Annotated in this window: 8 protein-coding genes; 5 read left to right on the top strand and 3 right to left on the bottom strand. The window is 46.9% G+C overall.

The features are described 5' to 3' along the window. Nucleotides 1–233 precede the first annotated feature (233 nt). A complete protein-coding gene (locus ACYVGO_RS24340; RefSeq protein WP_460971500.1) occupies nucleotides 234–3209 on the top strand; it encodes a glycosyltransferase family 117 protein in 2976 nt (991 codons plus the stop codon). Nucleotides 3210–3398: 189 nt separating this feature from the next. On the opposite strand, the gene ACYVGO_RS24335 is transcribed toward ACYVGO_RS24340, so the two are convergent. Next, nucleotides 3399–5639 (bottom strand): beta strand repeat-containing protein, encoded by a 2241-nt coding sequence (locus tag ACYVGO_RS24335; protein ID WP_460971499.1) that lies wholly within the window; start codon nucleotides 5637–5639, stop codon nucleotides 3399–3401. Between the two features lie 491 nt (nucleotides 5640–6130). Between ACYVGO_RS24335 and ACYVGO_RS24330 the strand changes: the two genes are divergently transcribed. The 4 genes from ACYVGO_RS24330 (at nucleotide 6131) to ACYVGO_RS24315 (ending at nucleotide 11998) form a co-directional block, all read left to right on the top strand. Further along, entirely contained in the window at nucleotides 6131–8068 is a 1938-nt protein-coding gene (locus tag ACYVGO_RS24330) for a hypothetical protein (RefSeq protein ID WP_460971498.1), read from the top strand. A gap of 313 nt (nucleotides 8069–8381) precedes the next feature. After that, nucleotides 8382–8993 (top strand): carbohydrate-binding protein, encoded by a 612-nt coding sequence (locus ACYVGO_RS24325; protein ID WP_460971497.1) that lies wholly within the window; start codon nucleotides 8382–8384, stop codon nucleotides 8991–8993. A gap of 252 nt (nucleotides 8994–9245) precedes the next feature. Further along, on the top strand, nucleotides 9246–11570 hold the full coding sequence (locus ACYVGO_RS24320) for a sensor histidine kinase (RefSeq protein WP_460971496.1): 2325 nt from the start codon (nucleotides 9246–9248) through the stop codon (nucleotides 11568–11570). 209 nt (nucleotides 11571–11779) lie between these two features. After that, the gene (locus ACYVGO_RS24315; protein WP_460971495.1) at nucleotides 11780–11998 is read left to right on the top strand and encodes a hypothetical protein; all 219 of its coding nucleotides are present in this window, start codon (nucleotides 11780–11782) and stop codon (nucleotides 11996–11998) included. Nucleotides 11999–12141: 143 nt separating this feature from the next. Here ACYVGO_RS24315 and ACYVGO_RS24310 read toward each other — a convergent pair whose 3' ends face one another. Both ACYVGO_RS24310 and ACYVGO_RS24305 read right to left on the bottom strand, forming a co-directional pair. Then, nucleotides 12142–13020, bottom strand: a complete 879-nt coding sequence (locus tag ACYVGO_RS24310) for an N-acetylmuramoyl-L-alanine amidase-like domain-containing protein (protein ID WP_460971494.1) — start codon at nucleotides 13018–13020, stop codon at nucleotides 12142–12144. A gap of 63 nt (nucleotides 13021–13083) precedes the next feature. Next, nucleotides 13084–14805 (bottom strand): alpha-amylase family glycosyl hydrolase, encoded by a 1722-nt coding sequence (locus ACYVGO_RS24305; protein ID WP_460971493.1) that lies wholly within the window; start codon nucleotides 14803–14805, stop codon nucleotides 13084–13086. Between the last annotated feature and the right edge of the window lie 101 nt (nucleotides 14806–14906).

Raw genomic sequence — 14906 nt, 5'->3', positions numbered from 1 at the left:
CCTTATCTGATGTCGCAGAACCCTTCCTTAGTGTACCAGATGAGGATGCTACATAGCTCTGTTCTGCCACTCGCCCGAAAGCGTAGCGCGTGGCGGCCATTAAAATGTTAAATAACTGTAATTCAACCCCTTATTAACATTTCTTAACAGAATACCCAGCACGAGAAAACGTGTTCTACCTGTAGTTTTGGCGCGTTCTTACACAAATACATATCGCTAAAATCTATACGTCTATGTTGTCATTTCAACGACTCAACAACCTGGTTGGCTGGCTCATTTTTGCCGTTGCCCTCCTCACCTACGCCACAACCGTGGAACGAACAGCCAGTTTCTGGGACTGTGGTGAATTTATTGCTTCTTCATTCAAACTCCAGATTCCTCACCCACCCGGCGCACCCTTATTCCTGTTACTGGGTCGAATCTTCTCGATGTCATCACTAGGCGACCTGACGCGCGTAGCCTATTGGGTCAATATGGGATCTGTACTGGCCAGCGCCTTCACCATTCTTTTCCTGTTCTGGACGATTACCTTACTGACCCGAAAGTTGTTGATTAATCGAACTGCCCGCCAATCCGAACAGGCATATACGCTCTCAGATAGTATACTTATTATAGGTACAGGTGCCGTTGGTGCGCTGGCCTATACATTCTCAGACACCTTCTGGTTTTCGGCCGTTGAAGCAGAAGTATACGGTATGTCGTCGTTCTTCACGGCAATTGTGTTGTGGGCGGCCTTTAAATGGGAGCGTATTACGGATGATGCAGCCGCAAACAGATGGCTTATTTTAATCGCTTATCTAATTGGTCTGTCCATCGGCGTTCACTTACTTAATCTGGTCATTGTACCTGTACTGGCGCTTATTTACTACGTTAAAAAGTACCCTCAACCAACTTTTTGGGGTGGTACTGCTGCCCTGGGCATTGGCCTGGTCATACTAGGTGTAATCAATGCGTCGATACCGGGTTTGCCAGGTATGGCTTTCTTTGTTGAACGGCTGTTTGTCAATTCACTCGGGCTTCCCTTTAATTCAGGTGTGATTTTCTTTACAGTGGTTCTTCTGGGAGCACTCGCCTATGGCATCATCTGGTCAATCCGCAACCAGCGAAGCCAGCTCAATACGTCTTTACTCGCTCTGGCGTTTCTGCTCATTGGCTACGCTTCCTATATGCAGGTACTCGTCCGGGCTAACTTTAATCCGCCTATTAATGAAAACAACCCTGATGATGTACTGAACTTTCGGTCTTATCAAAATAGGGAACAATACGGAAGCCGCTCACTGCTCTTTGGCCCGGTGTTTACGGCACGGCCCATTGATCAGAAAAGGGGAGCACCCATGTGGAAAAAACAGGGTGATAAGTACGTCATCTTCGACTATCAACCTGACTATATCTACGCACCCGGTGATGAAATGCTATTTCCGCGCCTATATAGTAGTCAACTTAATCACCCTCAGTTGTACCGCCAGATGCTGGGACTGGCAGAAGGCCAGAAACCAACCATGGGCGATAACCTCCGGTTTTTGTTTACCTATCAGCTGAATCATATGTGGTGGCGCTACCTGATGTGGAATTTTGCCGGACGAGACAGTGATGAAGAGGGGGCCGGTTATCTGTTACCCTGGTCTGATAATCAGGCTATGCCTGACTTATTAAAAGCCAATAAAGCGCACGACAACTTTTATATGCTCCCTTTCCTGCTCGGGCTTTTGGGTATGCTCTTTCAATATATGCGCCGTAGTCACGACTTTCTGATCATCGGCTTGTTATTTCTGATAACCGGTATTGGCCTGCAAGTTTTCCTCAACTCCCCTCCCTCCGAGCCGCGTGAACGTGATTATATATACGTCGGATCGTTCTACTTCTTTGCCATCTGGCTTGGCCTGGGCGTGCTTGGTCTTGTCGAAGCCTTGAGAGCTTTCTTTATCAAGTTTAAATCGGTTACGTTCCGTACAGAATTTGTTCTTGGCGCATGCCTCCTGGTGCCGGTCATGATGTGCGTTAAAAGCTGGGACAATCATAACCGGGATCACCGCTTTCACTCGGTCGACTTTGCAAAGAACATGCTCAATTCGTGCGCACCAAATGCCATCCTTTTTACCGAAGGCGATAACGATACGTTCCCACTCTGGTATGTCCAGGAAGTGGAAAGCTTTCGGCGCGATGTTCGCGTTTGTAATCTGAGTCTGCTCGGTACAGAATGGTACATTCAGCAGATGAAACGCAAGACCTATGAGTCGGATGCGGTCCCGATGTCGTTGGAATTCGATCAGTTCAACCGGGGTAAAAACGATATCATACCTTTTTACGAGGTAGATGGGGTTAAGAATGGGATTGATCTAGAACAGTATATCAGTCTGATTAAGACGAGCAACCCAGCCATTCAGGTGCCCCTCACCACAGGAGAGATGACGAATATTTTACCATCCTCTGTTGTGTTTCTACCCATAGATAAAAAAGCGGTGGATCAGGCCAACTTTGTTCCGCCTTCGCTCCGGCCACTCCTGAAAGATACCTTACAGTGGACGCTTGGCAAGAAGGATCTCTTTAAACCTGATCTGATCATGCTCGACATGATTGCCACCAACAACTGGCAACGGCCAATCTATTTTTCGAGTACGCTGGCCAATGATCATTACCTCAACCTGAAAAATTATATGCAACTGGAAGGGTATAGTTACCGCCTGATGCCGGTGGCAATACCAGGCGCCACGGATGGGTACGTCAACACGGAAATTATGTATACCAACATGATGAAGAAAACGTTCTGGCGGGAGTTTGACAACCCAGAGGTCTACTACGACGATACCTATAAAGGCCCTCCTGTTATATCGGCTCGACTAGCCTTTTTCCGGCTAGCCGATCAACTGGTTCGGGAAGGGAAAACCGACAAAGCCAGGCAGGTGCTCGATTACTCCCTTAAGGTCATGCCGGATAAGAGCATCCCCTACGACCAGATCTCGTCCAACTACGTCCGGTTTCTGTTTGCGGTGAACGAGTCAAAAAAGGCGCTAACCATTGCCGATACGATGGTCACACGTGCCGACCAGAACCTAAATTTTGCCCGGACTAGTCCGGGGCGATTTGGCAGCCCGAATGCAGACCTTTATGTACTGCAAACCATCGTGGAAGCCTGTAAGGAAGCCAACCAACCAGCAGCAGCGGCCCGCTATGAGGCCATTTTCCAGAAGCATCTAACTACTTTTGGCTGATACGGCTCGCCCCAACACCTACACCAAGTAGGTACAAAAAAGCAGCCCCGACAATTACGACGGGGCTGCTTGCATAGGTTGGTTAGAAAAGGATATGCTACATATCCAATCAACCACAGTACGTAGCTAATCATCAAACCGTTGCGTCATACCAACGAATGAACACTGGCTGACATCGATCGGCGGAATCTACCGTTTATTTTTTATAGCCGGACGAAGTCGATTTTCCAACTGTTGGATGCGTCGGTTTTGTCGATCGAGTTGTTCAGTCTTTTGCCGATCTGCCTTTTTCAGATCAAGCAGATACAGCGTCAGCTCCTCCACTTTCTCCAGTAACGAACCCGCTAATGTACCCATATCCATGCCGTCACGAACAACCTCATCTGCCGATGGAATACCGGGTAAATGGCCATGCTGCCGAATGTAGGTAGCTACTGATTCCAGTGGTCGTAACGAATAATCAGCAACAAAAACTTTATCACTCCATTCATTAGCATTGTTGATGCGCAGTTTATACCGGGCTTTAATCACATCTCCCTGCTCATTAACGGTCAGGAACTGATCAGTTGTGTAGGCGGTAGGGCTACTGGCTGTTAGCTGGGTTAATCGAACCCCACTAGCATCTGGTGTTTCGCCAACAACTTCCAGACGAGCCATTGGCGATGACGTACCAATACCTACGTTGGCGTTGTTACCCAATACCACCGCATTACTTACCCCTACCCTGGCCCCTGATCCAATAGCCGTAGCATGGGTTAAATTCTGAGCCAATACATCGGCCCCCGTACCTAAGAGCATATTGTGCGACCCTTTGTCGAGCAGGCCGGAATTATATCCAAGGTAGACATTGTCATTACCATCCGAACTCGCAGGTCCAGCTCCATTCCCAATGATCGTGTTGTGGCTACCGGTAGCATTACTACGTCCTGACCCAACACCCATGAATGTATTGCCTTTTCCAGTTGTGGTTGTAGACCCTGCCTGGTAACCAACAAATGTATTGGAATCTGCTACGGCATTATAACCAGCCTGGTAGCCTAAATAAGTACTTTTTTGCCCGGTAAGGTTGGCAAATCCTGCTTTTGAACCCAGCATGACATTGGCATCACTATTGGTATTGAAACCAGCACTATCGCCAATAATAACATTCTTATTGGCCGTTATAATTTTACTGGCCGCCCGAAGCCCAACCGATACATTGCTCGATCCTGTTGTGTTTCTAAGACCATTGGAGGTACCAATAAACGTGTTTCCCGAACCCGTTGTGTTAAATGAGCCTGTATTACCCCCCAAAAAGGCATTACTGCTTCCGGTTGTGTTCTCATAACCTGCAGAGCTGCCAATAAATGTGTTCGTTGAACCCATTGTGTTAGTATAACCAGCGTTGCTGCCAATAAATGCGTTTTGAGCACCCGTACTATTAGCCTGACCCGCATACGACCCGATAAAGGCATTAAAGCTCCCCGTATTATTTGCCTGACCCGCATTAACACCAACCAGTGTATTCCCAGAGCCTGTCGTGTTTGCATAGCCAGCATTGCTTCCCAAAAACGTACTTCCCGCCCCTGTGGTATTCGCATACCCAGCTGCGTTGCCGACAAACGTATTGGTTGCTCCAGTTGTGTTACTGTAGCCCGCGTTATACCCTAAAAATGCATTCTGATAACCGGTCGTTGTATTATTCCCCGCAAAAGTACCAATGAAGGCATTTTGATAGCCTGTTGAATTCAGGATTCCGGCACTCCCTCCCACAAATGTATTATTGGCCCCGGTAGTAGTTGCTTGTCCGGCTAAACTACCCATAAAGGTATTTCCAGATCCCGTTGTACTGTTATAACCAGCCCGGTACCCTACATACGCATTACTTGAACCAGCCGCGTTAGAATAGCCAGCTTCGCTCCCAATAAAGGTATTATAGTAGCCCGTATTGTTTAAGTAACCCGCATTGTTCCCAATGAAGGCGTTGTTATAGCCAATCGTGTTCGATCGGCCGGCTCCATTGCCAATAAACGCGTTGAAACTAGCTGTAGTGGTCGAAAATCCTGACTCAAACCCAATAAACGTATTCCGATTACCGGTGGTTACTCCCTGCCCAGACAACGAACCCAGGAAGGTATTGTAATTACCTGTAATGCCGGATATACCCGCGTGATGCCCTATAAATGTGTTATCCACCCCCATGGTATTAAACTTACCGGCTCCCTTCCCCAGAAAGGTATTCTCATAACCAGAGCTGTTTGATAACCCCGCCTGAAAGCCATAAAAAGAGTTGAAATAGCCAGTTAGTGTACCATTTCCGGCAGAGGGCCCAACAATTGTATTATACGTTCCCGGCGATGATGCATTCGGGGAACTGGTCACGTAATTTGTTTGGGCCAGTAGCAGTTTAGTTGTGCTGAAAAACAGCGCTATGAGTACGATTATACGCATACAAAAAAGATAAAGCTTGCTGAGTAGATATAATTTTAGCTGGGCAAAGAGTTAATAGATATAAACACATCATGTTACCTCAATAAGACAATAGCAAACATCTAGCCAAAATATGTTTTATATTTTCCCGAATATGAATAAATAGAAGTCCATTTAGATGATAATATTAACAAATAGCCAAACCAGGCCGTACCCCAGTAAGCATACTGGGCAATTTAGACGACTTACCGAAAAATTCCTGGTGAGGCTAAAGCGGCCGAAGAAGTAAACTGGTGTAGTAATATGCGGACAGTACGACTACGGTCACAAATATTTTGTGCACTATACTACCAAAAAATCAACTTAGGCAGGCTTTTTGTGCATATAATTTCAAATTGGTTGCCTTGCGCAAAAACATACCACCGTCTATTCACCATTTAACACAAAAAGCATAGTTAATCCATGAATCCACCGCTATAGACGTACTTATTTAGTAAACCACTTTATGTCTTATGCCATACGACACCTACGCAACAGCCTCGAATGCTGATTTTACGCTCAATCCAGCAGTTCCACCCGAGACCTACGCAACAGCTTCAAATGCTGATTTTACGCCTAACCCAAATGTAAGTGTACAGATGGTTGTAGCGAATCCTCAATTATTTACCCCAGCTGTAGAGTGGAATAATGGCAAAGCCCGTATTGTGAATACTGTACAGCTAAACATTGGAGGTGGTGAATCAGCCTATTACTTCATTGGTGGAATGCCAGCCCTAACCAGTTTGCCGACTACTTATGATTTTAATCCTGGGGATAGCATATCTATTATATTGGCAATTGCGCAAACGCCGAATGGGCCTTATCACTGGAATAGGAAAGCGTTTGTACAGCTTATGCTGGGTACAGACCCTTTGCCTACGTATCAGCCAGCCCTTCCTTATAGAGTAACTCGCCCACCCTGGCTTGCACCCACCGATATTTGGGTAGCAAGGGGCATGAAAGATGCCCCAACGATGTCATTACCGGATAACCGGATTTTTACCATTGTCAAGAAAAGAACAGATATAACCTCTGAAAGCGTCGTTACACTTAGGCGAGGGGGCGTCCTGGCCGTAATGGATAATGACTCCCCAGCTAATCAGCGCATTAACTGGTCGCATAGTCGGGATCTTGCCGTACCTGGCGCTCCCCCTGCCAATACAGGTGATGGATATGGAGGCCAAAATTTGACAAATAATGACATTATCAAGGCCAGCAATGTAATTCCATGCGCCTTGTTTGAAGCCAATGAGTTTCAGGAGGGCCTTTATGGGGTACCTGACTTTTCTCCTCAGTATTTTCAGTGGTACGCAGCACGTCTGAAAAAATATGCCGACCCCCTGGGAAATCCGTTGGGTTTGCCCTTTCGGGATTTTGGAACCTATGGTGGGAATGGCAACTACAACGGCGACCCCTGGAATTATCAGGTAGAGGGTGGAGGCAATAAAATGCCGAATGATCCGGTATTTAAAACCAAGATCAGTTCTGTTGATGCGGCACGTCAGACCTGTAGTTATTTTTTTCCACTGGCTGGGCTTGAGGCAATGGGCGTAGGTGCTATTATAAAGCACTATTCCGATCAGCCCGATTATGCCAGCCGATATTATAATAAAGCCTTTGCCGCCGAAGTAATGGCCAAAGGTATAAACGACACGCCTGCTGGTATTGCCCCCGCCCAATTAGCGTATTTAGACTGGGGGAAAGTTGAAGGACTGGGTACCGAAAATGGCAGCTTACACAATGGCTACTACTTCACGCGTAACGTAGGCAATCTGGGCACGCTTAAGACTGACAAGCACCCGCAGGTTGATTATGACTGGCAGGTAGGTAATATCTTTGGTATTGCCTTTTGCCGTACCATTGGCTATATCGTTTTTGATGAGCGAAGCCAGTACGATCAGTTTGGAACCAATCCCAATGAAGTGAAGGCCCGAGATCCGGACACGAGCCCGTCTTCATGGCAATGGCAACCAAATGGGGCTGGCGTTCCAGCTCCAATAACGTCAGCAGGCTATCCAACGGAACCCTGTCGCTGGCATGATGCTGGTTTTGAAGCAGCCTATTATTACTCTCAGTGTGGCCGAACGGAGGGTGCGCCCTGGCAATATTGTCGATACCAATTCAAACAATCAGGAATTTGGGTAGAGCCCCAAACCGACGGCACCACTATTCTGGAACATGCATCGGCATTTGACGGACCCTATGCAACTGATCCTACTTCCCGACGTGGTCGCCCTGATGCTATGTTCCGAATAAAAGACAATGCGGTGGATGTTTGGGCATTTGATCCTAGCCGAGGCAAAAACAGCTATGAAACCATTATTCTTAACCCAGTACCTAATGTCCAGATTGAAGTAAACCTACAAGGCAGCAAACTGGCCTTATTTAATACAGTTCAGTTTTTCTTCTGAAAGGGCATTTTTCTGGAATACCCACTAACCAAGTTGACTTTACAAGTAACAGTCAATATGAACCTGTTTAAACTTTATTTTTTATATCTCCAATGAGCTTTAGTTTAACCGCAGAGAGCGCTGAGACAAAGTCGCAAAGAACGCTGAGTTTGCTGACTGAATTTCGTTGCGGTCTTTGCGCTTTGCCTTAGCGTTCTTTGCGGTTAATTTGAAAAGTTTAAACAGCTTCTATGTCAATCGAAAATTCATCAAACGGTAGTCAAAAACAATTTAGAGTTCATAACCTCTTTCAGGGTACAAAATCATATCCAGTATGGCACTAGGTACACAGCTTATTAAAATTTATCGCACCAGCGATGGACAGCCGCTTTACCAGGCAACAACCGTTCGAAACACAGAGGTTTATCCCCTGAACAGTGCGGGGCAGGCAGCTTTTGAGGCAGCAGTCAATGCAGGAAGTTTTACGCTAACCGTAGATAACGGGGCCATTATACCAGCAGGAACGCCCCCTCCTTTGCTTAAGCCGGGTGCAGTAAACAGTGTTGCTTTTTCGCAAAAAATACAGGCAGAAGATGCCAACGGAACAGGAATCTCGCCTGGAGCATCAGGAGACAATATTTTACGCGGCCCTTACCGCACAAACAGCGAATATTTACTTTACAACATCACAGGGGCTCCAACTACAGCATCTAATTATAATCTGGCCATACGCTATCAGACAAACACACAGTCATCAGGCGTAGCCAGCATTATCATCAACGGAGGTACGCCGGTCGATTTTTCGTTTGAAGGAACTGATGGCGGCAAACGCACCTACAATGCCGTTATTTCACTGAACGCAGGCAACAATACCATTCGGATCCAGGGGAAGACGGGTACGCCCTTATTTCAGGATTATATTATTGTTTCCCGCCCTGCGAGCTAACAACATAGCTCAACTAAGAAGGTTTTAGTATACATGGGTAGGATGCCTGGTCTTTTGGCTGAGTTCATGCTGTCTACCAGAATCATCAGGGCTATAGTTGGCTTTGAACTTTTAGCAGTTTCCGACTTAAATCTATTAACTGATAAATTTATCAGTTAATAGATACCCTTCTAGCCTTCTTATTTGTTTACGTTGACACTGGTCTAGTATAAATGATATCATTCATTTTAAGGTGGGCTGTCAACCTATTACATGAACGTTTTGAATTCGTTTCATTTTCAAGATTCTGCTCTAGTCTCAGCCCTGCTCAGTTTGTCTAAAAATGGCATTCTGGTACTGGAATACGTTCAGACGCCTGCTCCAACTTTTTTGATTAAACAGGCGAATGAAGTTGTTCAGCAATTGGTGGAGGGGTCTACTGCTTCCCTTACGGGTGCCTACCTGGAGCAACTCCCAGCGCCGTTTAATTCACCCTATCTATTACAGCAACTACAGGCAATAGTAACTGCACCCGACGCAACTGCCAATTTCCAGTTGACGAATCCAATAACGCCAACGGGTTTATTTCCTATTTATGATTGCCAATTAATACGTATCGATCCGCAGGTACTGGTGCTTTCAATTGAGGTAACCAACTATTCGCCTGACGACATTCATTTCCAGGAGCAGATACTGGAAACCTTACCTACAGGTCTGATTATTTTTCAGGCTGTGCGGGATGACACAGGGGCCATTGCTGATTTTCAGGCTACGTATTGCAATCAGATTGGAGCCACCATTACCCGTCAGAACCGGGCAGATATACTGACTCGCCCGATTAGTAAGCGCTATCAAGACATGCAGGCTTACGAACTCTATCACCAGTATGCAAACGTTGTTACGACAGGTAATCCGCATCATCAGATTCAATATTTACCAAATCACGATATCTGGCTGGATATCAGCGTCGTAAAGTTCGCTGATGGCTTGCTGGTTTCATTTCAGGACGTCAGTCTGGGACAGAAAACAGCTTCGCTGCTCGAAAGTATACTCATCAGTTCGCCAGCCGCTATTCGTTATTACGAATCCATTCGTGATGAATCCGGCCAGATTATCGACTTCCTCAGCAGCACAGGCAATGAGTTAGCTACGTATAGTTCACTCCGGCCCTTCCAGTCTACAACCGGCAGGCGGTTACTGGATTTGTATCCTTACCTTAAAGAAAACGGGCTTTTTCAACGTTACGTGACCGTGGTAGAAACCGGCGAATCCGACCACTTCGAAACCGCTTATTACATCAATCAATCTACCGTTTGGCTTGACTGTACGGCTGTCCGCCATGGCGCTGGATTCGTACTTACTACGTTAAATATCACCGATCGAAAACAGGCTCAATTATCTCAACAGCGGCAGGCTGATCTGTTAACGGGTGTTCTTAATAGTTCGCCAAATAGCATTCTTGTACTAGAGGCTATTGAGGATCAGCAGGGAAATATTAATGACTTTCGGATTGCGCTGACTAATCCGGCTACCCTGCACATGCTCCCGGTATTACTGAGTAAAAATTTAACCCACGAAGACCTTATAAGCCATACGATTCGGGAGTTTCTGCCAATTTTGCCAGCCAGCAGAAAACCAGAACCGTTTACTATTCTGGTCGATGTCGTTAAAACCCGGCAACCAATCCGTCGTCAGGTAGATTATCCTGATCGGGGTATATCGTATGAGTATGAGATTACGCCCTTTCAAAACGGCGTCTTGTTGGTTACCACCGATATTACCACCTTACGGGCGTATCAAAAAAAGCTAGAAGAAAACAACGCCGTATTAAGTCGTTCTAACGAGCATCTTCAGCAGTTTGCCTACATTGCCAGCCACGACTTACAGGAACCCCTGCGTAAAATTCAGTCCTTCGGCAATTTACTCCAAAGTCAATATGCCGCTCAGTTAGGCGACGGAAGCACTTACCTGGAACGGATGCAGGTAGCCGCCAGCCGAATGTCTACCCTTATCCGTGACTTGCTGCTATTTTCCCGACTCACAACAAAGCCGGATACGCTGGCACCCGTATCGCTTAACCAGGTTATCATCGCAACCCTGACAGATCTGGAATTAGTCATTCAGGAAACCGGAGCCGTGGTGGATGTACAATCATTACCCACTATTCTGGGAGATCGGACACAGCTGGAACAGTTATTCCAAAACTTATTGAGCAATGCACTGAAGTTTCGCCGGACAGATTTATCCGGGACACCGGCTACGCCCCTGATTCAGATCCGTTCACAAGTCATAGCCGCCACAGCACTTCCTCCGTCCGTTCAACCCACCGAACTGGCCGTAGCGTATCACCGCGTGGATGTATCAGACAACGGGATTGGGTTTGATGATAAGTATGTAGACCGCATCTTTCAGGTTTTCCAGCGGCTCCATGGCCGAAACGAATTTGATGGCACAGGCATTGGACTCGCCATCTGCGAAAAAGTAATTGTCAATCATGGCGGAGCTATTACCGCCAGTAGTAAACCCGGCCAGGGCGCTACATTTCATGTGTATTTACCTACCTCAACTACAAATTGGCGATCCACAGCCAATGATTGATGCCTCTGTGTGCTAAGACATGTTTGTGGGGCTTAAGCAACCGGTTATAGTTGTATACAATGACGATGCATCTTATATAAAGAAAAGGGGGGCAATCAGGCTCTAGTGGATACATGCAATCGCTTTTAGAAGCTTGACAAGCAAATTCCCTCCCTAGTATAACTATTTCCGGAGGCAGCCTTGTTGCCGTAGATAATACGAAATGGTCGGTGACCAGTGCGACAGATCAGCAAGTTTCGCTAAAGATTAACAGTGATCACTTCATTAGCGCTACCGGTCTGTCTATTCTGGGATTTACCATTACGCGCACGACTGCAAACGCAGGCAGCAACTCGAACATCACCGTTAATGTGAATGATGATGCATCTAAAACATACGACAGTAATATCGTGAATAACATTTACGCCAGAATCATTACCAGTCTGTAGGATACCCTCTGGATTGACATTCAGTTTATGCTTACCGCGGTTAGCGAACTTAGTTTATAAACCTACCCAAAGGGTCAGCCGCAATGATACGGCTGACCCTTTGGGTAGGTTTATAAACTAGTCGAGCAGATTCTTTTAATCGCTTACTGCGCACCTACAGCTAGTGGGGTGGTATTGGTAGATGATCTCAAGCGGGCTACACGAATGCCAGAAAGTCGCTTGTGCCACTGCACATAATCGCTGATGGGGTAAGGTGTAATCACGACTGCCCCCTGATCGGAAGATGCGTGCAGGAGATGCATTCGCCCATTGGGTTGACGAACGGCCAGGCCTACATGCTTCATATCCAGACCGGGTCGAGCGGCTGTCAGCATCACAATATCACCTTCGCGAAGTTGGTCCTCAGCCTGCCGGATATTCTTCTTTGGAATGAAGGAAAAGGGTTTCTGACTCAGTGATGCTTCGGTTTGGGCCATCTGCTTGAATACAGCAGGGTCATTCAGGTGCGGATACTTGTAGGTTGACGTAGTCATGTACGAAACAGCCTTAGCCACCGACAAACTCCCCGCAAACTCTCGGGTGACGTCCGTTACAAGCCCTTTTCGTTCATTATCACGAAGCCAGTCCGAGAAGTAGTGTAGCCGACTGGCATAGCCATCAATACGACCGTCCCGGTAGCGCAGTTTAGTTAGATACTTTTTGAACGTTTGCTCAAAAAGCACCTGATTCTGTTTGTCGGCCACATCCTGCCAGGCTAACGAAAGCGCCAGAACCGTTTCTAAATAGGTTGTGCAATCAAGCTCAAGCATATTGACTACCAACTGTTCTGTCGGATTTATATCAAGCGTATGCGGAACATAGGGCCTGCCCATGAACTGCTTTCCAATATTAATGGTCGTTTCAGTAGAGGTTTTACCACCAACAATGGTCAATGAGTGTAAGCTGGTCGACAAAACAAGCTCCTGGGCCTGCCCAGCCAGGGATATCAGCAATAGGGATAATCCAGTAAACAGTCTCAGCATAGGTGGGTATTGGTTTCCGGCTATAGCGTATTGACGGTACTAAGGCCAAAAAGTACCATAAATCTACGATTTAATTTCCAGCACTTGTACGGCTCGGGGCGGCAGATAAACGGATACGCCTGCCAGGCCGACGGTTTCAAGCTGGGTATCACGTATAAAAATATCACTGAATTGGTAGGTACCGGCGGGGTCCAGCCCCATCGCGCCAAAAGCAGGGTTCGGAATACTAACGGTTGTTTCGTAGGTTGTAGAATTCGAGAAATTACAGACGATCAGTAGTTTCTGGCGTTCGGTATACCGCAGGTAGCTATAAATCTGGTGGGCATCGTAGCCCGCGCTTTGGCCATTATCATTGGCGTATTGCAAATCGTAGAAATACCCATTCTGAATCGCATCGGAGCCACTGATCAGATAGTTCAACTGCTGGTAAAACAACCGCAACCGTCGTTGATCATCGGTAAGTCCACCGCCATCATAACGCCCCTCATTCACATAGCCTTGCCAGTCGGTCAGGCCCCAGTAATCGAATATGGTTGTGCGCCCATCATCACCGCTGAATCCTTCAACGCCTTCAGCCCGCACCCCTATTTCCTGCCCGAAATACAGTAACATAGGGCCTGTATGCATTGTTGCCAGCAGCGTCATACCCGGAATTGCTGCCCACGGATCATTTGTAAAGAAACGGGAAGCGATCCGCTGTTCGTCATGAGTTTCCAGAAACCGGAGCATATGCTGAGCAAAGTCACCAGACTCCTGTTGCCACACACGTGTAAGCTCATAGCAGGAGCCATGCCCTTCCATCAACCGCCGAACGGAGTCATATAATCCAACTTTATCGTACAGATAATCGAATCCTCCCCCGAAAATAAAGGATCGATACAAGCCTGGATCATAGATTTCAGCAATAAAAATCAGGCGCGGGTAGCGCTGCTTAACCTGGCGGATCGCCCATTGCCAGAACTCCACCGGAATTAAATGGGCCATGTCGCATCGGAAGCCGTCAACGCCTTTATCAGACCAGAACAACAGAATATCGAGCATCTGATGCCAGGTTGCCGGAATTGGATCGAACTGGCAGCTTCCATCAAACACATTAAAGCCGTAATTAAGCTTTATCGTTTCGTACCAGTCATTTATATCGGGGGTGGCTGTAATAGACCCGCTACCGGTAACCTTAGCCGGAAACTCATGCAGCTTAGGCTCCTGGCTATTTAAATGGTCTTGCGGACCAACAAAGGTTTGTCCCGGCAGGTAATAGAAATTATTCCTCGACGAAAATCCTACTGTTGTATCGTCATTCTGACCCAGATCCACCACATCAACCGGTTTTACATCGGACTGGTATTGCCGGGCAACATGGTTGGGTACAAAGTCGATGATCACCTTCAGACCGTTAGCGTGCGTACGCTGCACCAGCGCTTCGAATTCGGCCATCCGATCGGGCACACTAACGGCCAGGTCGGGGTTTACATCGTAATAGTCTTTCACGGCGTAGGGAGAGCCAGCGCGACCTTTCACCACCGCCGGATCATCGGGACGAATGCCGTTGGCCGAGTAATCCGTTTGGGTAGCATGTTCAATAATACCGGTATACCAAATGTGCGATGCTCCAAACTGCCGAATTGATTTCAGAGCCGCGTCATTGATGTCGTTAAATTTCCCGACCCCATTTTCGTCACGGCTTCCATTGGTCAGATTTGTGGTGTTCTGATTGCCAAATAGGCGCGTAAAAATCTGGTAGATAATCAGTTTGTCCATCACCGGGACAACAGACGCGGTGTACATAGGTCGGCTTAATTCAGGTTCTGGAAACAAGTCAGGTTTACAGACGCAAAACTATGGCCTTTTTCAACCAAAATCTTGGGTTATTTTTACGTTCTTGTTGC

This window comes from Spirosoma migulaei, from assembly GCF_054776855.1.
This window is presented reverse-complemented; position numbering and strand designations above follow the sequence as displayed.